General features: G+C 60.4%; 22 protein-coding genes and 2 pseudogenes. 13 read left to right on the plus strand and 11 right to left on the minus strand.

The features are described 5' to 3' along the window. Positions 1-139: 139 nt before the first annotated feature. A protein-coding gene (locus VLL26_RS08895) for an IS3 family transposase (RefSeq protein WP_342318167.1) occupies positions 140-1,380 on the minus strand; the annotation gives its coding sequence in 2 pieces (ribosomal slippage) (positions 140-1,053 and positions 1,053-1,380; 1,242 coding nt in all). On the opposite strand from VLL26_RS08895, the gene VLL26_RS08900 reads away from it, so the two are divergent. The 5 genes and pseudogenes from VLL26_RS08900 to VLL26_RS08915 all read left to right on the plus strand — a co-directional run bounded on the left by VLL26_RS08900 (position 1,379) and on the right by VLL26_RS08915 (position 5,417). After that, on the plus strand, positions 1,379-2,551 hold the full coding sequence (locus VLL26_RS08900) for an MFS transporter (RefSeq protein WP_342318733.1): 1,173 nt from the start codon (positions 1,379-1,381) through the stop codon (positions 2,549-2,551). The two genes, VLL26_RS08895 and VLL26_RS08900, sit on opposite strands and share 2 nt — an antisense overlap. A 43-nt stretch (positions 2,552-2,594) precedes the next feature. Further along, a complete protein-coding gene (locus tag VLL26_RS08905) occupies positions 2,595-2,879 on the plus strand; it encodes a transposase (protein ID WP_342318170.1) in 285 nt (94 codons plus the stop codon). A gap of 11 nt (positions 2,880-2,890) precedes the next feature. After that, positions 2,891-3,733, plus strand: a pseudogene (locus tag VLL26_RS08910) (IS3 family transposase); the annotation flags it as partial. A 136-nt stretch (positions 3,734-3,869) separates the two neighbouring features. Beyond that, the gene (locus VLL26_RS11165; protein WP_425292314.1) at positions 3,870-4,637 is read left to right on the plus strand and encodes a 2OG-Fe(II) oxygenase; all 768 of its coding nucleotides are present in this window, start codon (positions 3,870-3,872) and stop codon (positions 4,635-4,637) included. Between the two features lie 69 nt (positions 4,638-4,706). Next, positions 4,707-5,417, plus strand: a pseudogene (locus tag VLL26_RS08915) (IS6 family transposase). Between the two features lie 354 nt (positions 5,418-5,771). Here the strand turns inward: VLL26_RS08915 and VLL26_RS08920 are convergent. Next, a complete protein-coding gene (locus VLL26_RS08920; protein ID WP_342318734.1) occupies positions 5,772-6,380 on the minus strand; it encodes a YqgE/AlgH family protein in 609 nt (202 codons plus the stop codon). Further along, the gene (locus tag VLL26_RS08925) at positions 6,373-7,830 is read right to left on the minus strand and encodes a CCA tRNA nucleotidyltransferase (RefSeq protein WP_425292315.1); all 1,458 of its coding nucleotides are present in this window, start codon (positions 7,828-7,830) and stop codon (positions 6,373-6,375) included. Before VLL26_RS08925 ends, VLL26_RS08920 begins: the two co-directional genes overlap by 8 nt. Before the next feature lie 123 nt (positions 7,831-7,953). On the opposite strand from VLL26_RS08925, the gene VLL26_RS08930 reads away from it, so the two are divergent. The 7 genes from VLL26_RS08930 (at position 7,954) to VLL26_RS08960 (ending at position 18,458) form a co-directional block, all read left to right on the plus strand. Continuing rightward, positions 7,954-8,841: an NUDIX hydrolase gene (locus tag VLL26_RS08930; RefSeq protein WP_342318735.1), complete on the plus strand. Its 888-nt coding sequence runs from the start codon at positions 7,954-7,956 to the stop codon at positions 8,839-8,841. Further along, a complete protein-coding gene (locus VLL26_RS08935) occupies positions 8,838-11,420 on the plus strand; it encodes a DUF6049 family protein (RefSeq protein WP_342318736.1) in 2,583 nt (860 codons plus the stop codon). Before VLL26_RS08930 ends, VLL26_RS08935 begins: the two co-directional genes overlap by 4 nt. Then, a complete protein-coding gene (murJ, locus tag VLL26_RS08940; protein WP_342318737.1) occupies positions 11,417-14,824 on the plus strand; it encodes a murein biosynthesis integral membrane protein MurJ in 3,408 nt (1,135 codons plus the stop codon). The genes VLL26_RS08935 and murJ overlap by 4 nt, the downstream gene beginning before the upstream one ends. 113 nt (positions 14,825-14,937) lie before the next feature. Then, positions 14,938-15,588: a sigma-70 family RNA polymerase sigma factor gene (locus VLL26_RS08945; protein ID WP_342318738.1), complete on the plus strand. Its 651-nt coding sequence runs from the start codon at positions 14,938-14,940 to the stop codon at positions 15,586-15,588. A gap of 51 nt (positions 15,589-15,639) precedes the next feature. After that, entirely contained in the window at positions 15,640-16,659 is a 1,020-nt protein-coding gene (trxB, locus tag VLL26_RS08950) for a thioredoxin-disulfide reductase (protein ID WP_342318739.1), read from the plus strand. Between the two features lie 199 nt (positions 16,660-16,858). Further along, positions 16,859-17,182, plus strand: a complete 324-nt coding sequence (trxA, locus tag VLL26_RS08955; RefSeq protein WP_342318740.1) for a thioredoxin — start codon at positions 16,859-16,861, stop codon at positions 17,180-17,182. 91 nt (positions 17,183-17,273) lie between these two features. Beyond that, entirely contained in the window at positions 17,274-18,458 is a 1,185-nt protein-coding gene (locus VLL26_RS08960) for an N-acetylmuramoyl-L-alanine amidase (RefSeq protein ID WP_342318741.1), read from the plus strand. Between the two features lie 141 nt (positions 18,459-18,599). Here the strand turns inward: VLL26_RS08960 and VLL26_RS08965 are convergent, their stop codons facing one another. From VLL26_RS08965 to rpmH, 8 genes are all read right to left on the minus strand, one after another. Continuing rightward, positions 18,600-19,250, minus strand: coding sequence for a hypothetical protein (locus VLL26_RS08965; RefSeq protein WP_342318742.1), 651 nt, complete (start codon positions 19,248-19,250; stop codon positions 18,600-18,602). A 13-nt stretch (positions 19,251-19,263) separates the two neighbouring features. Further along, positions 19,264-20,382 (minus strand): ParB/RepB/Spo0J family partition protein, encoded by a 1,119-nt coding sequence (locus tag VLL26_RS08970; protein ID WP_342318743.1) that lies wholly within the window; start codon positions 20,380-20,382, stop codon positions 19,264-19,266. Continuing rightward, the gene (locus tag VLL26_RS08975) at positions 20,382-21,407 is read right to left on the minus strand and encodes a ParA family protein (RefSeq protein WP_342318744.1); all 1,026 of its coding nucleotides are present in this window, start codon (positions 21,405-21,407) and stop codon (positions 20,382-20,384) included. Before VLL26_RS08975 ends, VLL26_RS08970 begins: the two co-directional genes overlap by 1 nt. A gap of 60 nt (positions 21,408-21,467) precedes the next feature. Then, positions 21,468-22,115 carry a 16S rRNA (guanine(527)-N(7))-methyltransferase RsmG gene (rsmG, locus tag VLL26_RS08980; protein WP_342320191.1) on the minus strand — a complete coding sequence of 216 codons (648 nt, stop codon included), beginning with the start codon at positions 22,113-22,115 and terminating at the stop codon, positions 21,468-21,470. Between the two features lie 169 nt (positions 22,116-22,284). Beyond that, positions 22,285-23,262, minus strand: a complete 978-nt coding sequence (yidC, locus tag VLL26_RS08985; protein ID WP_342318745.1) for a membrane protein insertase YidC — start codon at positions 23,260-23,262, stop codon at positions 22,285-22,287. A gap of 16 nt (positions 23,263-23,278) precedes the next feature. After that, positions 23,279-23,608 (minus strand): membrane protein insertion efficiency factor YidD, encoded by a 330-nt coding sequence (yidD, locus tag VLL26_RS08990; RefSeq protein WP_342320192.1) that lies wholly within the window; start codon positions 23,606-23,608, stop codon positions 23,279-23,281. Beyond that, on the minus strand, positions 23,608-23,961 hold the full coding sequence (rnpA, locus tag VLL26_RS08995) for a ribonuclease P protein component (protein ID WP_342318746.1): 354 nt from the start codon (positions 23,959-23,961) through the stop codon (positions 23,608-23,610). Before rnpA ends, yidD begins: the two co-directional genes overlap by 1 nt. Positions 23,962-23,994: 33 nt before the next feature. Further along, positions 23,995-24,147, minus strand: a complete 153-nt coding sequence (gene rpmH / locus VLL26_RS09000; RefSeq protein ID WP_425292317.1) for a 50S ribosomal protein L34 — start codon at positions 24,145-24,147, stop codon at positions 23,995-23,997. A gap of 839 nt (positions 24,148-24,986) precedes the next feature. On the opposite strand from rpmH, the gene dnaA reads away from it, so the two are divergent. Continuing rightward, positions 24,987-26,603 (plus strand): chromosomal replication initiator protein DnaA, encoded by a 1,617-nt coding sequence (gene dnaA, locus VLL26_RS09005; protein WP_342318748.1) that lies wholly within the window; start codon positions 24,987-24,989, stop codon positions 26,601-26,603. Positions 26,604-26,737 lie beyond the last annotated feature (134 nt).

Consider the following 26,737-nt stretch of genomic DNA (forward strand, 5'->3'; position numbering starts at 1 on the left):
GTAGGCTTCCATCGAGCTTTTTGCGGTTATGGGCAGGTGAAACTTTATCGTCTACCGGCATACAAATCACAGCTATTGCCATACCGATCATGGTGATTGCCGAACGGGGGTCTGAACCCCGGAAAGTGGACACGGAGTTTTAATCAGATGCGGTTTTGAGTATAGCTGTTTCGGAAGATTCAAAGGCGTTCGGCGAACGATAGCCGCACCTCGAGTGCAGGCGTTTGGTGTTGTAGCGACTGCACCATTGGAACACGTCCCGGCGACACACCAGCTGACTGGCGAAAACAGGTGCATCTTGAAGGACTTCCCGTTTCAACGTGGCGTTGAACGACTCCGCCAGAGAATTATCCGCGCTGGTACCAATTGCTCCCATCGATTGGGTAACACCGAGACGTTCACATAGTCTTCGGTACCGATCAGAGGTGTATACACTGCCATGATCGGAGTGGAAAATCGCTCCGTCAAGCCCGCCACGGATCCCGTAAGCCATCATCAAAGCCTCTTCAACTAACTCCGTACGCATGTGGACGGCGATCGCGAAACCGGTCAACTGCCGCGAGTAGCAGTCGATGACCGTCGCCAGGTACATATTCGACCCATCTGCAATCGGGAGGTAGGTGATATCGCCGACGTAGACCGTGTTTGGTTTCTCCGCGGTGAAACGGCGTGCGAGCAGATCCGGAAACGTCGGAGCGCGTTTCGCAGACACCGTGGTCTTTACGCGGCGTTTCTTGGTGTAGCCGAACAATTCCATCTGGCGCATCAGCCTGGCGGTGCGCTTGTGATTGAGGCGATCATCGCTGGTCGGATCCGAGTTGATGGCCGCTGTGATGCGTTTCGCCCCGTAACAGCCGTTCTCAGCTGTGAACACGGCCTTGATCCTCGCTCCCAGCGCCGCGTCAGCGACGAGGCGTCGCCGGCGGGCAGGAGCAGCAGATTTCCACTTGTAGTAGGAGGACCGGTTGATCTTCAGGACCTCACATAACCGCTTGACCTCGTAGAAGTCTCGGTGGTCATCAACGAACTGAAAGCGGTTCACCAGTTCGTCTCTTCCGCGAAATATTTGGCCGCCTTGCGCAGGATCTCTCGTTCTTCCCGTAGCGTGGCGTTTTCGCGTTCCAGCATGCGGATGCGTTCGGCATCGGAGAGTCCTTGAGCAGGAGTACGTTCGCTGTTGGCTGCGGCGATCGGGCTGGCGACTTTTTCACCGTTGGCGTTGGTTTTGGTGCCGGTGCCGAAGGCGTCGAGCCAGGTGCGCAGGGAGTTGCGGTTGACCCCGAGATCGGAGGCGATCGCGTTGATCGTGGCTCCAGGGGTCGACTCGTACAACGTCACTGCGTCACGCTTGAACTGCTCGGTGTAGGTCTTGCGTGGCATGGTGGAAAGGTACCTCACTTCCCCAGCGAAATGCTGGTTTCAGCGTGTCCACCACCAAGGGGTCAGGTCCCGGGGAGCTAGCGCTTCGCAAGTGGCAATGATCAGCATGGCGGAATCACTTGCGGTCATTTTATTCGGTCTCCTCGCCGGAAGCGTTGCTGATTTGCCAAACCGACGGCATCTGCTAATAGGTCTCAACCTAACTAGGGCCGTGGTGATCATGGTGATACCAACCGCGTTTTTTCTTGGGTACGAGTCACTTGGAGTGGTTCTTGCTGTCGTTTTCCTCACCGCAGGACTGGGTGTTGTCTTTGACGGTGCCATGTCCGGATACATCCGCGACTTGGTCCCCACTCCACTTCTGGTGCGAGCGAATGGGTACATGCAGGCAACACAATCCACTGGAGAAGTCGGAGGGCCAAGCCTGGCAGGAGCACTTGTCTCTCTAACGACAGCTCCACTCGCGATCATCGTTAACGCATTCTCGTACCTCGCATCAGCATTGTTCATAGCATTCACCGCGCCAGCAACCTCTTCTACCAATGGCCCAGAACAACCCGGCAAACGGGCAAACTATGCCGCTTCTAGGGCAGCCGTCACCTCGGGAATCAGACTGGTGTGGAAAACGCCGGTGATCCGCGCCACCACTGCGAGCGCTACTCACTTCAATTTTTTTACCAGTATGTTCTTCGCGCTGTATTTGTTCCACTTAGTCTCGACACTGCAGCTGCCTCCTCTTATTTTAGGAATTATTTTTACTGGTGGCGGAATCGGTGGCGTTGCCGCAGGACTGTTGATATCCCGCATCAGTTCGCATCTACCGACCTACAGCCTGCTAGTAGCTACCTTTGGCATCCCAGGCCTGTCGGCGGCTGCGGTCGCAAGAACTGATACGCAGAACATTGGCTCTATCACGCTTCTGGTTGCGGCCTCAGCTATGTGGTCGTTTTGTGTGGTGGTGAATATGTCTTTATGCGAGTCTTTGAAGCAAGTTGCCGTCAGATCTGACCAGATAGGACGGACAACTGCTGCAGTTCGAGCGATAAGTTGGGGAGTTGAACTTCTCGGCGCTGGAATAGCGTGGTTGTTTACCTCGCAGTTTGCAACCGATGCCGCTACAATCATGACTTGGGCTTGGACTGGGCTGCGTTTTTCGGGCCACTTGACTTGAGTGTCTTTCAGGATTGCCCCGCTGTGGGGTAGGAAGATGGTCAATGATGAAGAAGTTTAAGAAACACACCCCGGAACAGATTGTGGTCAAGCTCGAGAAAGCTACCAAGCTCAAGGCGGAAGGTAAGACCAACGCCGATGTGGCTCGTCAGCTACAGATCAGTGAGGCAACTCTTGCTCGGTGGTCGAAGACGTACGGGCAGATGGACCGAACTCAAGCCAGGGAGCTTAAAGCGCTGCGTGATGAAAACGCCAAGCTCAAGAAGTTGTTGGGCGAAGCCGAGTTGGAGAAGGCTGCGCTCAAGGAGTTGGCTGAGGGAAACTTCTAAACCCCACGAGGCGCTATGACGCTGTCGGTCACCTCATCGAGGCGATGGGTCTATCCCAGCGTCGGGCGTGCCTGATTGTGGGGGTTTCTCGAAGCTCATTTCAACGGTCCCAGCAGTTAGCTAAGAATCCGGCGACGACTGATAAATATGCCGACCTGCGGCTCTGGCTTAACGCCTGGTCGGCTAGCTTTCCCCGGTGGGGCTATCGGAGGGCCTGGGTTAAAGCCCGTGACGAAGGCTTTGACGTCGGCCGTGATGCTGTTCGCCGCTTATGGCGCCAAGAAGGACTAAGGGTAATGCCACGAAAGAAGGCAAAACCGAAGAATCTCAACGATCCGACCCCGCGAGTCGAGCCAGCGACATGCCCGGATGATGTGTGGGCTCTGGATTTCCAGTTTGACTCCGACTACTACGGACACGCCTTCAAGGTCTGCAACGTTATTGATGAGTTCACCCGTGAACATATTGGGTTTATCGTTGACTGCCGCATCGATGCCTCAACGGTCACTGAATTGCTCGATGTCATCACCCTGACCCGTGGTAGGCGGCCTCGGGTGCTGCGGATGGATAACGGGCCTGAATTCATCAGTGCCGCGTTGGAAAAGTGGGCGAAGGAAGAAGACACGATTCGGTCGTTCATTCCGCCTGGACAGCCGTGGCATAACGGGTTTGTGGAATCCCTTCACAATCGGATGCGCGATGAACTTTTCGAACAGGAATGCTTCCTCGACGTTGCCCACGCGCGTCACTGTGTGGGCCTATGGTCGGACCGGTACAATACGTACCATCCTCACTCGGCGCTAGGATTCATCGCCCCAGAGGAATACAAGAAACAATGGTTACAAGCCGCTTAAGTCACCTGGCCCTAAAAACCAGACCACTCCAGGCTGCTTTTGGCTTATTGGTATCTGGAATTTGGGTATTTGCTTTTCGCTCTCATATAAAACGATATGACATGCGAGATAAGCAGAGGATCCACCAGTGACTCGAATGAAAGGATTGAAAGCTGTGACTTCTGGGGCATTCTCGAGTAAAGAATCTGCGCTTGCAGTTCGAGAAGCGGTTATTTCACTCCTAACTAGTGAAGCCGCACTCGAAACCGTTCAAAGCTTTAGTAGTGGTGAAACCACTCCTCGTCCTCGAGTTATTGGTTGTTTGCCAGACGATCTGCGACAAGTCTGTCACTCCGAAATCACTCAAATAACTACATGGTCCGAAGAGCGCTGGGCACTTCGCAGTGACAACTCGGTCGCTCTTGTCGATAAGCAAGAGTTCGAAGCAACCCCAGCTTCTCTAAGGTTTTCTTACAGTGACTCGCTTCGTACAGGAGTGGAACCGGCTCTTGCTGTTCGAGGTCTACTATCCGGTATCCGCAGCCGTGATGTCGCTGATGCGTTCTCGCATGCCTATGGCGATAAAATAGAGTACAAATCGTCCGATGTAGCCCGTTATCGGGACGGTCACTATTTGCGTCGTCATGCTGATACTTTCGCCGATCGAGTGTTCGGGGTGCTGACTTTTCTCAGCCCCGACTGGTCCCACAGTCACGGAGGAGAGCTTGTCGTAGAAGCCCCCGACGGAAGTGTCGATTGCATCGCCCCAGAGCCAGGAACTTTGGCGATGCTCCCTATCCGCCCTGGATTTCAACATCTAGTCTCACGTATAAGAACCTCTGACTGGGTGCGGTTTTCCGTCGCGTCTCACTTCTCAAAAGGTGGGTCCGACTCTTCGAAAGCGGACGCAGGGGAAATCGTTTGAGCGTAGAAATTTGAGGGTGCTGTTGCAAAGTTGGGGCAGTAGAAAGACCGGCCTGAAATAATCAGAGCCATGGGCATCTTCTCCGGTCGGGATTTCCCCCATGACATCATCCTGTGGGCGGTGCGGTGGTACTGCCGCTAGGGGGTGAGCTACCGCGATCTCGAAGAAATGATGACCGAGCGGGGTGTGCCAGTCGATCACACCACGATCTACCGCTGGGTGCAGAAATGCGCCCCTGAGCTGGATAAGCACACTCGGCGGTACCGGCAGGTACCCGACTGGCAGGCTCGGTCCTGGCGGGTGGATGAGACCTATATTCGGGTCGGCGGCACGTGGTGCTATCTCTACCGGGCTATTGCCGCCGGTGGGCACACCCTGGACTTTTATCTCTCTCCGAAGCGCAATGTCGCGGCGGCCAAGCGTTTCCTGGCCAAGACGCTGCGATCGAATACGACAGCCGGGTCCCCGCGGGTCATCAACACCGCCAAGGCACCAGCTCTGGCCAAGGCAATATCCGAGCTGAAGGCGGAGGGAATCTGCCCTCAGACGGTGGAGCACCGACAGGTGAAATACCTGAACAACGTTCTCGAGGGAGATCATGGCCGACTTAAAAGAATCCTAGGGCCGAAGGGAGCGTTCAAAAACCGAATTTCCGCCTACCGGACGTTGAAAGGGATGGAAGCGATGCATTCATTACGGAAAGGCCAGGGCACGATGTTTGCCTACGGGCACCCGAACCCAGACGCGGTGATCGTCAGCCGGATATACGAGACAGCTTAAGCACCCCGGAGCAAGGACAACTAATGTCTTGAGGTTGGGCTTTTCGACCCTGGCCCAACTTTGCAACAGCACCAGGTTGAGGGGAAGAAAAACCCGAAGCGTTAAGCGAATTTTTCCTGCTCGGCACAACCTTTTCCTTAGATGTACTTCGCTCAGAAACTCCCGGGATGCACAAGCCTGCACCGCTGCTTGTCCCGGCCTCTATTGCGCCCCAACGAAACCCAGCGGTAACTCACACGCAAGGCTGTGGTTGCGGGCACTTTTGCAGTGCCGGGAGAAAAAGTAGAAATCTGCCCACATCGACAGCTAGAAGGCAGTGTTTCACGTGAAACACCGCCTTGGGTTTCGCGGCGTTTAATTCTCGTCGATGTCAGCGGGAAACGTGGCGAAAAGAGGCAAAGGCATCGACTGTCGGCGCATCACATCGCCCCACAAATCTGCCGCACCTGGAGCGATGACATCACCGGGCAGAGCAGGGGCGACGAACCAATCGCCGCGCCGAAGTTCGCCGTCAAGCTGGCCTTGGCCCCACTGCGCAGTACCTGCGAAAATGCGCACGCTTTCCAGCGCACCCTCCATCTGGCGCGGGTGTGCGTTGAGATCAATTTGCACCAAACGGTTAGCCAGCCGGGTGAGCTGCGGATAATCCTCAATTTTGACGTCCGGTGCTGTCACGCCGACGGCTACGCCGGTTTGCGGAGCAACAGGCCCACCGATGTAGAGGGCCTGCGGCTTGGCCAGAAGATCCGACCACTCCGGCAAGATATTGTGCACCGCAGTCTCGCTGCGGCGGTTGAGCACGATCCCTAAAGTCCCATCGACTGAATGATCGAGGATGAGCACTACAGTGCGAGCGAAAGCAGGCGAGAGCATCCCCGGGGCAGCAACCAGCAACGAGCCCGCCTCCGGTTCGCCGCGTTCCAGCGCACTAAACAGACGGTCGGCGTAAAAGAACTCAGCCATTGTTCTCCTCCCACCACTTTCTCAGTTCCGCAACAGCTTCGTCGTGGCCAAGCTCGCCGCGCTCCAGGCGCAGCTCCTTCATATACTTCCACGCCCGGCCCACCTCCGGGCCCGGCTTAAGGCCGAGAATCTCCATGATCTCGTTGCCGTCAAGATCCGGACGCACCCGCGCCAAGTCCTCCTTTGCGGCGAGCTCTTCGATGCGTTGCTCCAAAAGGTTGTAGTTGCGCTGCAGGCGGCGCGCCTTCTTCGGGTTGCGGGTTGTGCAATCGGCACGCACCAACTTATTCAAACGGGGCAAAAGATCGCCAGCATCGGTAACGTAGCGGCGCACCGCGGAATCCGTCCACTGGCCCTCACCGAACCCGTAGAAACGCATGTGCAGATAGACAAGCTGTCCAACATCCTCAATGACGTGTTTCGGGTACTTCAGCTTCCGCAGGCGTTTACGAGCCATCTTCGCGCCCACCACCTCATGATGGTGAAAGCTCACCCCGACGCCCTCCTTGACCGCACGGGTATCAGGTTTGCCGATATCATGCAGCAGCGCCGCCCACCGCAATTTAAGGTCCGGTCCGTCCTCCTCCAGCTCAGTGGCCTGCCGCAGAACAGTCAACGAGTGGCGGTAGACATCCTTGTGCTGCATGTGCTCATCCATCTCCAGCCGCAGGGCCGGGACCTCAGGAAGCACCACATCGGCAAGGCCCGTATCCACCAGCACATCCATCCCCTCCCAGGGGCGCGCACCAACCATCAGCTTGTCCAGCTCCGCCTGCACACGCTCCACGGTGATGCGCCCGATCTCCCCGGACATCTCCTGCATCGCCGCACGCACCCGGTCGGCCACACTAAACCCGAGCTGGGAGACAAACCGGGCCGCTCGCAACATACGCAGAGGGTCGTCACGGAAAGACACCTGCGGCTCCTGCGGAGTATCCAGGCGTTGATGAAGAAGATCATCAAGACCGCCGACGGGGTCGTGGAAGCGGAAAGCTAACACATCACCCGCCAGCGAAAGCTCAATGGCCATCGCGTTGCAAGCAAAGTCGCGACGAATAAGGTCGCCCGCGAGCGTGTCGCCGAAAGTGACCTCGGGGTTGCGGGTTACGCCGTCGTAAAGATCAGAACGGAAAGTTGTAATCTCCACCCGCTGGCCCTGCCGCACCGCGGAGACCGTTCCGAACTCGATGCCGGTGTCCCATGTCTTTTCACCCCACTGGCCCAAAAGCCGCTGAATTACTTCCGGGCGCGCCGAAGTAGTGAAATCTAAATCATGGCCTAGCCTGCCCAGCATCGCATCGCGCACCGGCCCGCCCACCAAGTACAAAGACTCGCCTTCCTGCGCGAAGAGGCGCGCCAACGGCTCCAAAAAGGAAGCGAGCTCAGCCACGCTAGCCTGCGCCCTTGCCAGCAAAGCCTCACGGGCGAGCGGATCGGAAGGGTCAGGCAAATTAAACAGCGGTGGGTAATTCTCAGGCGTTGTCACCCGTTCCACGATACCCGTCTGACCAAGCCACTCCGGAGGGTGCTGCAAAATACCAAAAAGGCATCACAGGCAGATACGATAGTGCGGATGACTGACAACACTCGGCCCAGCTCGGGCGACTCCCAGGGACCGCAAGGCGGTGGACGCCACCGGCGCGGACGGCGCCGCCGCGGCTCCCGAGCGAGCGGCAAACCCCAGCAAGAACGGGCACAGAGTGAAGAAAAGGCACCTGGCGCAGGCGCGGGTGCCGGTGCGGGCGCCGATCAGAAGCCGAAACGCAGCAGACGCCGCGGCCGCGGCAAAGGCAGCGGGCACGCTGACAAACGCTCCGATCAACCCAAACCGGGCAGCAACCGCCGCCGCACCAACAGGGGGCACGGCCGTCCCGGCAACCGCGGCAGCAACCGGCCCGGCGTTCGCTACCGCAACAACCCGCGCAACCCCCACTACAGTCACGGCAACGACTCCACCATGGAGACTCGCGACGAAACATCCGCTGGCGGCCTCGTCGTCTCCGGGATGGCCGAAGCGGTCGCCGACAACGGCTCCGTCGACTTGGCGCGCATTTACGTCGCCCTCATCGGCCGCATCGACCGACGTGGACGCCTGTTGTGGTCTATGCCGAAAGGCCACGTCGAGCCGGGCGAACACCAGTGGAAAACCGCCGAGCGCGAAGTGTGGGAAGAAACCGGCATCCGCGGCGAAGCCTTCGACTCCCTCGGAGTGATCGACTACTGGTTCGTCTCCGACGGGGTGCGCATCCACAAAACGGTGCACCATAACCTCTTGCGCTTCGTCGACGGTATCCTCAACGACGATGATCCAGAAGTCACCGAAGTGACCTGGGTGCCCATGAGCGAGCTGATCGAGCACTTGGCCTACGCCGACGAACGCAAACTCGCCCGCATCGCCTTCGACCGCATGCCCGAACTTGCCAGGAAGGAAGCCGCCGCCGGAAGGGCCACACCGCGATGAAACCAGCGCTCGGCAAACTACAGCGCGCGGGCACCCGCGTACTAGCAGCACTTGCCACGCTCGGACTGGCGGCTGCGGGCGCGCCGGGCGCACACGCGCTGCCTATCCCCACCGCCCCGGATAATCCGGCGGTGGCCGCGCAATGGGCCAACCCCGCCATTCGCCCGAATGAGGGACAACAGGCCTCCATCGAACTGCTCAAGGCACCCGTTTTTTTGGCCGCCCATGCGCCACTGTCTATCACCGTCCGGGTGACCAACCACTCCGCCGAAACACTCGGCAACTTGAGCGTGACTGCGCGGCGTGGCCCCGCCACCGGATCCGTGGATGACCAGCGCGCGGCCACCATCGCCGAGATCAGCGAATACTCTGTGGTGGGGGAGCAAAGGAGTGTGGGCAAGCAGCTCGCCCCCGGCGAATCAACCGAGCTCAGCATCGAAATCGCCGAATCTGAACTGCCGCTGCCCGGGCTGAGTACCTACCCGGTCATGCTGGTGCTTGCGGGTGAGCGCGGCTTGCTCGACACCGACCGTTTCCACATGGCGGTGCGTGGCACGGTCGACCAACCCCGCGCCGGGCTGAGTGTTTTGTTTCCGGTGACCGCGCCCGTAGACATCGTGCCGGGTGAAACCGGCACCGCGCCTGACCCGGCGCCGCTGCTGATGTCTTCTGAGCAACTCGCCGATCAGCTTGCGCCTGGCGGGCGCTTGAGCGAGCTTGTGCGCATTTTTGCTGACAGCACCGCCGAGCCCGCGACCGCGCACAGCACGTGCATGGCCATCGACCCGGCGTTGGTGTTGACTGTTGAGCGGATGAGCCAGGGCTACACGGTCTCGACGCGGCGCCCCGATGTGGTGGAGCAGCCGAAGCGGTTGCGTGATAGCTGGGGTTCGCCCGGCGATGAAGTCTCCGGGGCTCGGGGCCGCGGTGCCGAGGATGCCAAAGCTTGGCTAGACACGGTCGCAGACATCGCCGCGACCCGCTGCATTGTGGCGTTGCCGTGGGCAAACGCGGACGTCAACGCGGTGGCGCGGACCGGTGATGTGTGGCTGATGCGCGAGGCGATCGAGCGTGGCCCCTTCACCCTGGAAAAGATCCTGGGCACGGCGGGCGTCAAAAACACGGTTCTGACAGGCACGGGATACATCGAGCCTGGGGTTTCGGCTGGCCTCGGCTGGGCGGACCACTTCCACTCTCAAGTGGGCCAAGAAGGCATGGCGAAGCTTGTGGAAAAGGCTCAGTCGCCTGAGGCGCGCCCGTCGCGAAGCGGTGGCGGACGCATCGACGGTGAAAGCCGCGCCGCGCTCGACCAGTCTTTTGTGCCCGGCCCGGAGCGTGTTGCCGCGCCTGAGCCCGCGCAACCTGTGCGCGCGCTCGTGGCCGACACCACCGTGCAGCACGACCCGGCGGGGGAGAGGTTTTCCTGGCTCGCACCCGGGGTCATGGCCGTGGAGTACCAAGGCTCGCTGGCTTCTGTGCTTGCGGCGGTTGGCCCGCACCCGGAAACTACTGGTCACTCGCCGCAGATCTTGCGCTCGCAACTGACCGCGGATTCCCAACAGGCGCGCGCGATCAACGCTGCGGCCGCTGTGCATCTCGCGCTGGCCAACGCGCGCGCCGGCGCCGCGGAGGAGTCACAACCGAGGCCCGTTATGGTGCTGCCTCCCGCAGCGTGGGAGGCAGCAGACGCGGAGGTAATTATGGAGGCGGTCGCCGGTGAGCTTCGCGACGCCGCCTTGCCCCTGTCCCTGGAGCAGTACCTACTGCCGGAACACAGCAACGTTTCACGTGAAACAATCCACAGTATACCGCCGGCGACGCAGGTCGGCACCCCCGAAAAAGATCCGGCCGTTTTCTCCGACCAAGAAGTGCTCACCGCAGTGCAGCAAGCGAAGTTCGCCAATGATCTCACCGGGCTGCTCAGCCACGACGACGCTATCGCCCTGCAGCCCTACGGCTTCACCTTGCCGCTGCGCCGGGACATCCTCGCAGCTTTAAGCGTCACCGGCCGGCGCGCCCAAGACGCCCACATGGCTAGCGTTCGCACCACCCGCGACCGGCTCGCCGCCAACCGCGACACCATGAATCAGCTTCGCGGTTCGATCACCCTCATCCCGCCCGGCAACGTCTACACCCGGGCCTCGCCCTCCTCGCCGCTGCTCATCGTCGCCCAAAACGGTTTACCGCTGCCCGTGGCCACCAACATCCTCTACACCGCCCCGGAGGGAGCGCAGCTCAACACCCCCTCAGATATGCGCATCCCCGCGCACGGCTCCGTCACCGCACAGATGACAGCCGACCTGCCCGACAACCGCGACACTGACCTTAAGCTTTTCCTCGCCTCCCCGGACGGGGAGCCGATTTCCCAGCCAGTGGACATCACCGTGCGCACCCTTGAAGTGCCCAAGCGGGGGTGGACCATTCTCGGGGCGCTCGTCGCCGGTTTCGCGGTGCTCGTGGTGGCCACAGCCGGCAGACCTCGCCGCACCAAGGCTCGTCTACCAGGCACCGCGCCGCCAGGACAGGAAACTCCACGACAATCACCCCCCGACAAAAACGAGAGACACACCAAGAAGTGACTGAGGACCATCCGCAGCAGGAACCCGCCGGCTTCCGGCGGCGTATTGTCACGCCGGCACCACCCGCGCCGGTCCCGGCCCCGCGCCAGAAGAAACCGACCCCCGAAGAAGAAGCTGGCGAGGACCGCTCCGCTCTGACCATCAGCCCCTCCGGCGAAACCGCGGTGGAGACCGACCCCGCGACCGGCACGTCCACCGGCAGCAGTGAGCACAACACCTCCAACACGGACGTGGTGCGCTCCACCGGCTCCATGGCCATCGCCACCTTGATCTCTCGTATCACCGGGTTCATCCGCACCGTACTCATTGGCGCTGCCCTCGGCGCCCCAGTCGCCTCCGCCTTCAACACCGCCAACACACTGCCGCACCTGATCACCGAGATCGTGCTCGGCTCCGTGCTCACCGCACTCGTCGTGCCCGTATTGGTGCGCGCCGAAAAAGAAGACGAGGACGGCGGCGAAGCCTTCATCCGCCGCCTGTTCACACTGACCTTGACGCTAATGACCGCGGCGACAATCACCGCGGTCGTCGCCGCGCCGCTGTTGACCCGCGCCATGCTTGACGGCGAAGGTCAAGTCAACGTCGTCCAAGCAACCTCTTTCGCCTACCTGGTGCTGCCGCAGATCTTCTTCTTCGGCATGTTCTCCCTTTTCATGGCGATCCTCAACACCAAACAGAAATTCCGCCCCGGCGCGTGGGCCCCCGTGGCCAACAACCTCGTCTCCATCCTTGTCCTCCTGCTCTACATGCGCCTGCCGGGACACCTCGACCCGGCAGCGCCGGCGTCGATAAGCAATCCGCACGTGCTGCTGCTCGGCCTGGGAACCACCCTCGGCGCGGTTGTGCAATGCCTCATCATGCTGCCCTCGCTGCGCAAACTCGGCATCAATCTGCGGCCCCTCTGGGGCATCGACGAACGGCTCAAAGCCTTCGGCGGGATGGCTTTAGCCATCATCACCTACGTCGGAATCAGCCAGCTTGGGTACGCAATTACCACCCGCATCGCCTCCGTCGCTGACAGCTCCGCACCCATCGTCTACCAACAGCACTGGATGCTGCTGCAGGTGCCCTACGGCATCATCGGCGTGACCCTTTTAACCGCGATCATGCCGCGGATGTCGCGCAACGCCGCCGACGGCGACCACCAAGCCGTCGTCCGCGACCTCACCTTAGGCACCAAGCTCACCTTCATCGCCCTAATCCCGATGATCGTGTTCATGACCGCCCTCGGCCCCGACATTGGACACGCCCTTTTCGCCTACGGCAACTTCGACCCGGCTGTTGCCCGCACTCTCGGCCTAACGGTCAGCTTCTCCGCTTTCACCCTCATCCCTTACGCGCTGGTCATGTTGCATCTGCGGGTGTTCTACGCCCGCGAAGAAGCGTGGACGCCGACCTTCATCATCGCCGGCATCACCGCCACCAAAGTCCTTTTGAGCTACCTGGCACCCATGGTCGCTGACTCCACTGAAAACGTCGTGGTGCTGCTCGGTGCCGCCAATGGCTTCGGTTTCGTCGCCGGCGCGATCATCGGCGCGTTTTTGCTCAAACGGAAGCTGGGCACCCTAGAAGCGGGCTCCGTCATGCGCACCACGTTGTGGGCCCTAGCCGCCTCGCTCGTGGGCGTGGCCGCCGTCTTTGCGCTGCGTTTGTTAATCCACGACCGGTTGGCCACGAACTCCATCGGCTTTTTAGTCGAGATCATGGTGCTGGGCGTGGCCTTCCTGATTGTCACTGGGCTCGTGCTGTCGCGCTCGCGTTTGCCCGAGGTGCAAAACCTTGGCCGCGCTTTGGCGCGCATCCCGGGCCTGGGCCGAATCATCCGCTACGACGAGGAGAAAACGGTCGAGGTCGGGGAGGTTGACCCGCAAGACATCTCCCAGCAGTTCCTCGTCGGCGACACTTTCAACGCTTCCCCAGTCCCGCCGCCGATGTCCGCCGGCGTGGTCCGCGGCCCGCGGCTGGTCCCGGGCGCGGCAGTCTCCGACGGCCGTTTCCGGCTGATTCGCGACCACGGCTCCACCACCGGAGCCCGTTTCTGGCAGGCCCGCGAACTGTCCACCGACCGTATGGTGGCGCTGACTTTCGTGGACACCACCGGTTCGGCCCCTCTGGCGCCGGCCTCCCCGCGCGAGGCGGCGATTAACGCGGCAGGGGTGACCCGCCGCACCCGCAAACTTGCTGATTTGAACCACCATGCGATCGCCGACAACGTACAGGTGTTGTCCTACCGCTCCGGCGCTCTTGTCGTCGCTGATTGGATCCCCGGCACGACCTTAAAAAACGTCACCGAATCCGGCCAGAAACTCCACGCGGAAGCCGTCGCTTACGCCCTCGCACCGCTTGCCGACGCCATCGCGGCCGCCCACGACGCCGGCATCCCCCTCGGCCTGGACAACCGCAACCGCCTGCGGGTGTCCACCGATGGAGTCGTTCGGGTTGCTTTCCCGGCTGTTTTACCCGACGCCACCAGCAAAGACGACGCCGACGCCCTCAGCTCCGCCTTGGCCCTTTTGGCTTCTGACGTCAACGAGGACGCCAGCTCCGAAGCTCTCGCCGCTTTGACAGCGCGCACCCGCACACTGGCTGAAAACGAAACCTCCTCCGATGACTTCCGCGCCATTTCCACGCACCTGGCGGCGATCGGCTCCGGCACGGCGGGAGACAATGCAAAGCTTGCGCCCGCCGCAACGCCGGTTGAGCGTGGCGCCGACACCGGCGCCGCGTTGGCGTCGCAGCGCAACCTCCGTGCCGCTGTCGAAGCTGACCGCAATTCCGCTGAGCCCGACCCGGAGGATTTGACCGGCGGGTTCGGGCGTAAGGCCTATAAGCCGGCGGCACTTTTGCTCATTTTGTCGCTGGTGATCGCCACGGTGGTCGTCATCGCGATGCTCACGACCTATCTGCTGGGCACCTTCAGCTCCTTCGGATCCCAAACACCCGTGGCGGCCGACCCCGCCCGCAAAACCACACAGGAAGTCGAACAGGGAGTGGCACGCGGCCCGGCGGTGATCATTGAGCCGCTCACCGCCGAGGTGTGGGGCGTTGACGGTGGAAAAGTCCCCAACGTTGTCGACCGTGACAGCTCCACCACCTGGGTGACCAGTCGGCCCGCCGGGTTGACCCTGAGCCGCCAAAGTGGGGTTGCCTTCACGGTGGAGCAGGTGCTGATCTACACCAAGGAGGGCGATACTGCTGTGAGCGTCTACGGTGTTCCCGCCTCAAGCGTTTTCGACCGAAACGTCGAGCTGAGCCTTCTGCCGCAACTTGCCTCCGGGCAGTTGCGGCAGGGTCAGCGCCACATCGACATTAGCTCGCAGGAGCCGCTCAGTGGGGTGGTGGTGTGGATCGACGGGCCGGTGGAGGTCGAAGACATCATCGTCATCGGCCACAATCCTTCCTAAAGGTTCCGCCCGCAATGTCCACTAAAGTGTGCTCCGCGCCATAAACAAAACACGCCGGGTGGGGCACACTGGTCAAGGCAACTACCAGCTAGAGCGGACTTTCGGGGGAAAGCATGTCGGGGGCGACGAGGTGGGCGGAAGAGCCGAACACACGTGCAGAAGCGGAGGCGGACAACAAGCTCGTCGAGGCGTACATGGGCGGGGACCCGCGGGCTTTCGCGGCGATCGTGCAGCGGCACAAACCGCGCCTGGTCTACATCGCCAGGCGCTACTCACGCAACGAAAACGACGTCGAGGATATTCTCCAGGAGGCGTTGTTTAAGGCGTCGCGAAGCATGCACACCTACCGCCACGAATCGACGCTGTCGACTTGGCTGCACCGCCTCGTCATGAATTGTGGTTTTGACCACGCCAAAGCCCGCCGCCGACGCGAAGGAGAGGTCAGCATCGACGATGATCGCCGTATTTCTGTCGATGCCAACCTCTCGCTGGCGCACGACCCCATGTCGCACCTTGACCGCGCCATCCTTGTCCGCCAGGCCTTAGCCGATCTTCCCGAAGCCCAGCGGTTGGCACTGTTGCTTATCGACGTCGCCGGGCTGACCGTCGACAACGCCGCCGCTGAAATGGGGGTCCAACCCGGCACCGTGAAATCGAGGCGCGCCCGAGCCCGCGTGGCGCTGGCGGAATTTATCAAAACGCGGGAGAACATCAGCCTGGTTGAGCAGGCGAAGCAGCACCCTTTGCCGCCGGGAGTAGACTAACGGGCAGTATTATCAGCCCACCACAAGCGTGATTGAGAGACGTTTTTCAACATGACCGATCCCGGTTTCAACTTTGTCGTTGCCAACACGGGCCTAGACGCCACCCAGCCCGAAAAAACCCCCGCCACGCCCGCAGATAGCTCGCAGGTGCGCGAGCTAATCATCGTCGGCTCCGGCCCAGCCGGCTACACCGCCGCCCTATACGCGGCGCGCGCCGAACTAAGCCCCTTGGTCTTTGAGGGCTACGAGTACGGCGGCGAGCTGATGAACACCACCGAAGTCGAAAACTACCCCGGTTTCCAAAACGGCATCATGGGCCCTGAGCTCATGATGGAGATGCGCGCCCAGGCCCAGAAATTCGGTGCCGATATGCGCGTTGAGCAGGTCGACTCGGTCGACTTCAGCGAGGCGATCAAAAAGGTCACCGTCGGCGACGAAGTGTACTTTGCCAAAGCTGTCATCTTGGCCACCGGCGCGGCTCCGCGCCACCTCGGTATACCCGGCGAGGCCGAGCTGACTGGCCGCGGCGTGTCCACCTGCGCCACCTGCGACGGTTTCTTCTTCAAAGACCAACACATCGCCGTTGTCGGCGGCGGCGACTCCGCCATGGAGGAGGCGAACTTTTTGACTAAGTTCGCCTCCAAAGTTTCCTTGATTCACCGCTCGGAGAATTTCCGCGCCTCCAAAGTCATGCTTGAGCGCGCCCGCAGCAACGACAAAATCGACTTCATTACCCACACGCTCGTCGAGGGTGTTCAGGAGGCCGATAACAAGGTGTCGGGTTTGAAAATCCGCAACCTGATCGACGGCACCGAGCGGGTCTTGGACGCCACCGCCATGTTTGTCGCCATCGGCCACGACCCGCGCTCGGGCTTCCTCAACGGCCAGGTCGCTACCGATTCCAAGGGCTACGTTTTGGTGGAAGATCCCTCTACCCGCACCAACGTCGCTGGCGTGTTCGCCTGCGGCGACCTGGTGGACAAAACTTACCGCCAGGCCGTCACCGCGGCTGGCTCCGGCTGCCGCGCGGCCATTGATGCCATCCACTACCTGGAAGCGTTGGAGGCTTAAAAAGCGCTGGCGAAGGCTCGGCGGTTTCCCCACGGTGGGGAAGCGTCACTATTGTGGAAACTGTTGTTGCTTCCCTGGCGCGGCGTTAGCGTCGCGCGGTGTGGGTGGCGAAGCCGGACGTGCCCGCCCCCACATCCTCCGGGCCTGTAGTTTTCTTATCCGCCCGGCACAATACGGTTCCCGATCCGAAGGAGAAGATATGAGCGCACCGATCGACGTCACCCAGTCCACGTTTAAAAGTGAGGTCATTGAGTCCGACAAGCCCGTCGTGGTGGATTTTTGGGCCGAGTGGTGCGGCCCATGCAAAAAGATCGCCCCGGTTCTTGACGAGATCGCGTCCGAGATGTCGGACAAGGTCAAGGTAGCTAAGGTCGATGTTGACGCTGAGCGCGGCTTGGGCGCGATGTTCCAGGTCATGTCGATTCCGACTTTGTTGATTTTCAAAAACGGTCAGATGGTCGACCAGATGACCGGCGTGCAGCCGAAGGGCGATATTCTCGCCCGCTTGGAAAGCCACATGTAGGTGCCTCACCCCAGAGGTATGATAAGGCGTTGTTCATAGTTTCTTCATCAGGGCCAATGATGCAGTTCCATACCGTCAAGGAAGGTACCCAGTGTCAGATATTTTCCGTGTAGGTGATTCGAGCGCACGCGTTGCTGAAGTGCGTTCGACGCTGGCGCGGCTGGGCATGCTCGAAGGCTTCGACGGCGATGTGAGCGATTGGAATGACCGCCACTTTTCGCCGCAGGACACGCTTTTCGACGAGCACCTCGCCGAAGCCCTCAAGGCCTTCCAGCAGTCCCGCGGCATTTTGCCTTCCGGCCACATTGACACTGTAACTTTGCGGGAGCTGCGGGAGGCTTCCTACACTTTGGGCGCGCGTGTGTTGTCCTACCAGCCTAACCAACCTCTGGTGGGCGACGACATCCGCCAACTCCAGGAACAGCTCCAGGACCTCGGCTTTTACGCCCACCGCCTCGACGGGGTGTTTGGCCGACGCACCCACGAGGCCGTCGCTACCTACCAGCTTAACTACGGGCTTAACGACGACGGCATGTGCGGACCCGACACTTTGCGGGCGCTTAGCCTGCTGGGCCGTCGCATCACGGGTGGCTCCGCCCAGGCAATCCGCGAACGCGAGAATATGCGCGAGGCTGGCCCCCAGTTGACCGGCAAAAGGGTGGTCATCGACCCGGGCCTGGGCAACGGGGAAACCGGCATGACGGTACGCGGCAATTTCGGCGACGCCACTGAAGAAGAACTTTTATGGGATTTAGCTCAGCGGCTCGAAGGGCGCATGATTGCCGCTGGCGTGGAGGCAATTTTGTCGCGCCCGCGCGGCGACAACCCCTCCCAGAAGGCGCGCGCCGACCTAGCTAATAGCTTCAACGCGGACCTGATGATCTCCCTGCAACTTGACCGCTACCCGAACGAGAAGGCCAACGGCGTCGCCACCTTTTACTTCGGTTCAGAAACCGGTGCGTCGTCGATGACGGGCGAGACGCTTTCCGGTTACGTCCAGCGCGAGATTGTGGCGCGTACTCCCTTGCAAAATTGCTACAGCCACGGCCGCACCTGGGAGCTTCTGCGCATGACCAAGATGCCTTCCATTGAAGTTGTGCTCGGCTACGCAACCAACCCGGGTGATGTGGAGATCATCACTGACCCCCGCCAGCGCGACGCCATCGCCGAAGCTATCGTGGTGGCTGTCAAGCGCCTTTACTTGCTAGAGCAAGACGACAAACAGACCGGCACTTTTACCTTCAGTGAGCTTTTGCGCCAAGAAGGTGCAGGCTAGGCACGTCACCCGGCTCGCATCGCCCAAGGCTTCCTGCGCTTTCACCACCTGCACCTGCAACGATCCCGGCACCCGGAAAGATCGTGCGCACAGTGCACACCACCCCTCCGCAGCGAGGCAAAGTGTCGTGGATCGAGTGCTTCACGCGAGCGGAGATTTCGCCAACAGCTCATCGATCTCCTGGGCGCTGAGCAGATCGTGGGCCGGCGGAAGGCGCAGCCGCAGCCGCGGAATGACGGGGTGGTCTTGATGAACTTCAAAGCCCGCACCTTCAAGCAGCGAAACTTCGACGAGCCCAATGCTGTGCGCGTGCCTACGGATCTTCTCAGCAGCCGAGGACGCCTCACCCGTTCGACGCACACCAAAGACCTCCAAAGCCTCAGCACCCGCGCCGGTGGCCGCCATTATCGCTGAGTCCAAAAGGACAGATTCCCACCCGCTGTGCCGCCTCGGCGGGTCAATGTGCAGGCTCGAAACTAGCCAGGCATCCTTGCTCACAGGTGCGGTGGGCATACGTACCGCGCCCGGCGCCTCCTCGGCCGGGCAATACAAAACAGTAGCTAAGGCCCCGCTAGAAACACCCGCCGCGACGATACTAAAACCCACGGTGGCCTGCTCAAGTGCGCGGCGAGTTAACCACAAGCTTTTATCTATCGCGGAATCACTGGTGTAAAAACCAGGCGCCAGCGGATCGACCTCCCAAAACACGCTGGCAGCGCTGACAGGGTGGATGCGGCTCAAATTCGCCGCGTCCAGGGCGACGACCTGCGCTTGTGCAAAGCCGCCGGACATAGCCGAAAACCCCTTAGCCTTCGCCTTGGATCAGGGACATGATGCGCTCGAAGTCTGCCTGGTCACCGAACTCCACGACAATTTTGCCCTTGCGTTTGCCCATGGTGACAACGACGCGGGTATCCCATTCGTCGGCAAGCCGCTCGGCGGCTTGGGTGAAAAGCTCCGGCTGCGGCACCGGTTTGCGCTGCGGCTTCTCCTGCTGCCCGCCACTGCGGTTGAGCAAAGTCACAGCCTCCTCAGTCGCGCGCACACTCAAACCCTCAGCGACAATACGCTCGGCGAGCCTGGCCTGGGCCTCGTTGGTGTGCTGACCCAACTTCACTCCCAGCAACGCACGAGCATGGCCAGCCGAAAGCACACCAGCAGCGACACGGCGCTGCACATCCACAGGCAGATTAAGCAGGCGGATCGCATTGGTGATCACCGGGCGTGAGCGGCCAAGTTTATCGGCCAACTGCTCCTGAGTCACCCCGAACTCCTCCAACAATTGCTGGTAAGCTGCCGCCTCCTCAAGGGGGTTGAGCTGGACGCGGTGAATATTTTCCAAAAGAGCGTCACGCAGCAGGTCAGTATCGCCAGTCTCGCGCACGATCGCCGGAATCTGCTTTAGGCCCGCCTTAGATGCAGCGCGCCAACGACGCTCACCCATGATCAACTCGAAGCCAGACGCGACCTCACGAACCACAATGGGTTGGAGCAAACCAAACTCACGGATGGAATGGACCAACTCCAACAACTCATCTTCGTCAAAAACCTGACGAGGCTGCTTCGGGTTCGGCTGAATCTGACCCAGCGGCACCTCCTGGTAGCGCGCCCCCACCGGAACCGGCTGAACGACCTTCTCCGTGTTCACCGCCACCGTCGGCGCACCCTCAATCGCGGGAGCGCCCGGCACCCGCTTGCGGCCAGCGGACTTCTTCGCCGCCCGCTTTGCCGACGCCTCCTTAGACTTTTCCTTGGAGCTTTGCTGCGCTGTGGCCCCGCGGGCACCCTTGGAACCGCCGATGATCACGTCGGCGGCGCCTTCGCCAAGCCTGCCAGTTTTGCCCGTCGTGTCAGCCGATTCCTGCTGCGAAGGGATCAACGCCGCAAGGCCGCGACCAAGCCCACCTTTTCGTTCCTGTGCCATTAGTTCTCCGTCTCCTTCTGCTGCGCAGCATCCAGCGTCTCAGCTTCATCTATAACCCCACTGCCGTCGAGCTGGCGTGCCACCTCCGGACTCACACCAATCGGGCCGGTCGTCGCGTGCGGCTGATAATCCCCACGCTGCGACAACTCACGGGCAGCATCAACATAAGCCATCGCGCCGCGCGAAACGGGATCATAGTCCACGACCGTTTGCCCAAAACCTGGTGCTTCCGAAACCTTCACCGAACGCGGAATGACATTGCGCAGCACAACCTGGCCGAACTGGCTGCGCACCTCATGACCAACCTCCTCCGAAAGGCGCGTGCGCGCATCATACATAGTCAAAAGAACCGCCGAAATATGCAGGTTGTGGTTCAAATGCTCACGGATCATGCCGATGTTGCCCAAAAGCTGACCCACGCCCTCCAAGGCGTAATACTCGCACTGGATCGGAATAAGCACCTCATCCACCGCCGTCATCGCATTGATGGTCAAAAGGCCCAACGAGGGCGGACAGTCAATGAAAACGAAGTCGAAGCCGTGCTTCTCCACAAAACCGCGCCGCAGCGCGTCGTGCAGCCGGTACTCGCGGCGCACAAGGCTGACAAGTTCAATCTCGGCACCAGCCAAATCAATGGTGGCGGGGATGCACAACAAATTGTCGTTGCCCGGGCTGGGTTGCATCGCATCTTCCGCACTGGCCTCACCAATGAGCAGTTCGTAGCTAGAGGTGACGCCCGCGCGGTGCTCCACACCCAGGGCGGTCGACGCATTGCCCTGCGGGTCTAAATCAATGACCAACACCTTCATGCCCTGGCGCGCCAACGCCGCGGCCAAGTTCACCGACGTCGTCGTTTTGCCCACGCCACCTTTTTGGTTCGCCACCGTAATCACGCGCGGCTTTTGTGGTTTGGAAAGGGCGCCGCCTGGAAGGCTAGTCTGATCCGCCCACTGGCCATCTGAGCCACCAGGCGCGCCGCCCCACTGGGAGTTATCGTCCACGGGCCCCTCCGTCGTCTCGTTCATGTGCGCTGCACCCTACCTGCTTGGAACTCCTCCAACATTAGTGCCTGACACCTCAAGCAGTCACCGCAGGCGGGCAATGGAGATAACCGTGGTGGGCTCATCTAGCAAGGTCTGTCCAACAGTGAAGATTTCCGCCTTGCCGCCGCCTGCTTTCTTAATCTGCGCGGCGTCGCGTTTGAGTTCTTCGCCCACCGTGCTGCCCTTCATGGCCACCATCGAGCCGCCCACCTTCACCAAAGGAAGCGACCATCCGACCAGCTTTCCCAGGGGGGCGACGGCGCGGGAAGTGGTGGCGTCGAAAAGCGACTTTCCTTGCTCCTCGGCGCGCCCGCGCACCACGGTGACATTATCCAACCCGAGCTCGTCGACAACCTCACGCAAGAACGTAGAGCGCTTCAACAGCGGTTCAATCAACGTGATGTTGAGATCAGGGCGCGCAATGGCCAGCGCAACACCGGGCAAGCCCGCGCCGGAGCCAATATCGGCAACTGAAATGCCAGCCGCGAGCGCTTCGGAGACGACCGCACAATTTAAAATGTGCCGCGACCACAGGCGCCCAACCTCCTTCGGGCCAATGAAGCCACGCACCGAAGCGACCTGCGCAAGCAGACGGTGATAACCGATGGCCATGTCGAGGCGTTCACCGAAAATCTTTGTTGCGGCCGCCGGCACCGCCTCCGCGGTCGAGTCAAAAGGCCTAGGGTTCATCGACACGGCTGTGTACTCCTTCTGTGGGTCCCGACAGATAATGTGCCTGACTTTAGTAAAAGCCACGGACACTGCACCAAAGCGCGGCTTGCAGAAACACTAAAGCGGTTCCCGGAGAAAAGCTTGTGTTGCTCCGGGAACCGCTTGCTGGTGCCGCTGAACCAGTAAATTAGTTGCCTTGCTTGCGCTGCTTTTTAGTGCGCTTATCCACACGCCGAGCAGCGACTTGCGGGGCAGAAGCGCGCTTAGCTTCGCGTTTCTTCTCCTCCTCGAGCGCTTCTTCCTTATCCATCTTGTCGTAGACGATGCGGGTCTGGAAGAAGGTCCACACGTTGTTGGCCAGCATGTAGACGAGCAGACCAATGTGCCACAGGAAGCCCGAGGCAAGAATCATTACTGGGAAGACCCACAGCATCATCTTGTTCATCATGGCCATCTGCGTCTCCATCATCTCGGCGTTAGCACCCGAGGGGGCGGCGACCTTACCGGAGGTACGGCGCTCTTGCTGACGAGAGATGGACAAACGCGCGTTGAGGTGAGTAAAAAGCGCGGACAAAATAACTAGCGGCATACACACGGCGATAATGTGCAGGCGGCTGAACTCAAGGCCGGTGAAGGCCTCGAAAGCGCTTTCCGGCATCGACATGTAAGCCGACAGCGGGACGCCGAAGAAATCGGCATCCAAAAAGGAACGCACGTCGTCGGGCGAGAAGATGTAGTTCGCCGTATTGCGGTTTTCCTCAACGCTCATGCCTAACTGGCCGGGGCCGGTACCAGTGCGGTTAAACGAACGCAAAACGTGGAACAGGCCGAGAAAGACCGGCAGTTGCACCAAGGGGACGATACATGAGGCGAGGGGGTTAGAGCCCATCTCCTTGTAGAGCTTCTGGCTCTCCTCGGCCATTTTCTGTTTGTCGTTTTTATACTTCTCGCGGATGGCTTGCATCTGCGGCTGCACTTCTTGCATCCTCCGCATTGAGCGCATCTGGTTGACCATCGGCTTGACCAAAAGGACACGGATGGTAAACGTCAAAAAGACGATCGCGAGGATCCAGGCGATGCCGGAATCGGGCGCGAAAACGTAGGCGAAGATCTTGTGCCAAAACCACAGCACCGCTGAGATCGGCCAATATACAAAATTCAGCACTTGAGGGTCGTTGCTCCTAGTCGGTTACGGGTGGGGACGCTTCTGTGTCGCACGCTGCACCAGCGGGCTGGTCAACCACGCTGCCGGGGACGGGGTCATAGCCTCCGGGATGCCACGGTCCGCATTTGGATATGCGGGCCGCAGCAAAGAGGGTTCCCTTCACCGCACCGTGGCGCGAGACTGCTTCGAGCGCATACGCACTGCACACAGGCATGAAACGACACGTCCCTGCCATCTTAAAGGGTGAGACGTATTTTTGGTAAAGGCGCACCATCCCAACCAGCGCTTTTCCTGCCGGTCCACGAGGTGCCGGGATTTCTTCACCGACGAAGTTGTAGTACGCCATCACAATCTGCGCAGAGCCTTATCCAGGCCCCGTTGGATATCGAGTGTGAGCTGCGCGCTGGTTGCGGTGGCGGAGGCTGGCAAAGCCCGTACCACAACGTCGTGGGTGCGGTCTAGCTTGTCCGCACCGACCCGTGTGCACACGTGGCGTAGCTTGCGTGAAACGGCGTGGCGGGTCACGGCGTTTCCTACCTGTTTAGAAACGACAAGCCCGAACCGTGGACCACCGAAGATGATCGGGTCGGTTCGGGCTGCCAGATGAACCACCACCGTTTTTGTGCCCGCACGCGCGCCGCTGCGGATCACGCGGCGGAAATCCGCTGAGGAGCTGAGCTTGTGCGCTGTGGGGAGCACGGGGGTGGTTTATTGGTTTTAAGCGCTCAGGTTTTAAGCGCTTAGGCGGGCGCGGCCTTTGCGGCGGCGCGCGGAGACGATGGCGCGGCCGGCACGGGTGCGCATGCGGGCGCGGAAACCGTGCTTGCGGGCACGGCGACGGTTGTTCGGCTGAAAGGTCCGCTTCGACACGGCAAACTCCTTGATTTCTTTGACGGCCAGCGGCCCCCGCGCCTGACAAGCGCGGAGTGCCTCCCGGGATGATGACCGTCCGGTTTAAACACGTTCTTTAGAGATGCGGGTGCGCCGTGGCCTGGGAAGGCCGTTGGAGCGCCTCGCGCGCAACACCTACGTTGACTCGCTTCCCGCTGGGCTAGGGAAAGCGGCCCGGTACACCTCGCTGGTGTTGCTCTCAAGCACATCGCTTTGCGACGACACCTTGCGGCGCCGCCACCTGATGTGACAGACCATGCCAGACTACGTGAGTCAGGGCGTGCTGACCAAATCGACACGCCGCCGCCGAAAGGGTACCCCCGGAATTACATGGATGTGTTTTTTCACTGGTGAGGGGGTCAAACCCGCGTGCTTGCTGCGCCAGCGCCGCTGCACCCCACCTCGATTCCGGCGCTGTGGGAGTTATCCACAGGGGAGGTTAAAACTATTGCGTGGACACGGGGCTAGGGAAGCAGGTACGAATAAACAACATCACAAATCCATAAAGGGATCCACTCTCAGACCTGTGGATAAACCTCTAGTTTTAGTTGAGGGTTTTTCGAGATGTCTCGTATTTCCGCAGGTCAAAGATGTAACTATTAGATCGGGTGGTTATTCACAGGGGTGTTGAAAACCTGTGGATAACCACCCGCGACCTGATTGTTCACACCTGTGGATAACCTTGTGGAACTAAAGGTAGAAGCCACCGCAGGTGGCCTCAGCCGTGTGGATGAAGCGGTGAATTGCACGCCGCTTCATCGCCCCGCACGGCAGCGCCACACACCCTGGCGCATTGACCGGACTGAACGAACGACAAGCAAGGAACATCTGACGTGGCGGAACAAAACATTGAGGCGTTGTGGCGCGACATCGTCTCCGACCTGCTCGTTCTTTCCGAACGCCCCAACTCCACCATCCCCACGCTGACCCATCAGGAGCGGGCCTACCTGCAACTGGTGCGCCCGGTCATGCTTGTCGAAGGTTTCGCCATTTTGTCCACCCCACACACCGCGGCCAAAACTGTCATCGAAAACAACCTGGGTCCCCACATCGCCGCCCTATTGACACACCGTTTAGGCAAACCCTGCAGCTTGGCCGTCTCTGTAGCTCCCTCGGCCGCCGAAACCTCCGCTGCGAGCGAACCCGCGCCCACCCCCGAGCCGACTGACACTGCTGCAACCACGGCACCTAGCAAGTGGTACTCCACCCACAGCGACTACCCCTTCCAACCAGATAACCCCGAAACCACAGCCGGCGAAGAAATCCCCATGGGACTTGACGAGCTGGCACGAATCCACTCCCAACAGCAGGCGGAGGGGAATACCCAGCGGCAGCAGCGCCGCCAAGCAAGCGCCCACCCCACCGTTGCTCAACGCATCCCCCGCGAGCAACCGGCGCACGATCCCGACCGCGAGGCTTCGCTAAACCCGAAGTACACCTTTGAAAATTTCGTCATCGGATCCTCCAACCGCTTCGCCAACGGTGCCGCCGTCGCCGTCGCCGAAAGCCCTGCTCGCGCCTATAATCCACTGTTTATCTGGGGCGGTTCGGGGCTGGGTAAAACCCACCTACTACACGCCGCAGGCAACTACGCCCAAGTGCTACAACCGAACCTGCGCATCAGGTACGTCTCCTCCGAAGAATTCACAAACGACTACATCAACTCGGTGCGCGACGACCGGCAGGAAACCTTTAAGCGGCGCTACCGCAACCTCGACATCCTCATGGTCGACGACATTCAATTTCTCGAAGGCAAGGAAGGCACCCAGGAGGAGTTCTTTCACACTTTCAACGCGCTGCACCAAGCCAACAAACAGATCATTTTGTCATCGGACCGCCCGCCGAAGCAGCTCACCACACTCGAAGACCGCCTGCGCACCCGCTTCGAAGGAGGGCTGATCACCGATGTGCAGCCCCCGGACCTGGAAACGCGCATCGCTATCTTGCTCAAGAAGGCAGCCACCGACGGCACCAACGTCGACCATACCGTTCTCGAACTCATCGCCACCCAATTCCAGTCCTCCATCCGCGAACTCGAAGGCGCCCTGATTAGGGTTTCGGCGTATTCTTCACTGATTAACGAGCCGATCACCCTTGAGGTGGCTCAAGTTGCGCTGCGTGACATTTTGCCTGATGAAGGCGATATCAACATCACCGCTTCCACCATCAAAGATGCGGCCGCCGATTATTTTGGGGTCAGTATCGACCAGCTCACCGGCGCCGGGAAAACCCGCCATGTGGCCCACGCCCGCCAGCTCGCCATGTACTTGTGCCGCGAGCTAACTGAGTTGTCTCTGCCGAAGATTGGCGACGAGTTCGGGGGCAAAGACCACACCACCGTCATGTATGCCGACCGCAAGATCCGCAAAGAAATGACGGAAAACCGCGGCACCTATGACGAGATTCAGAAGCTCACGCAGATGATTAAGAACCGGGCACGCATGCACTAAAGCGCTACCTCTCACTCGATCTAGCGGGCCGTAGCCTCCTGACACAGGTGGTTGGGCCCGCGTTTTGCGTTGGGGAAGTTGTCCACACAGTCATACACAGGTGTGTAATTCCAAGGATGTAATTCAATGAGTTT

It is taken from the genome of Corynebacterium sp. BD556, from assembly GCF_038452275.1.
GTDB lineage: Bacteria > Actinomycetota > Actinomycetes > Mycobacteriales > Mycobacteriaceae > Corynebacterium > Corynebacterium mayonis.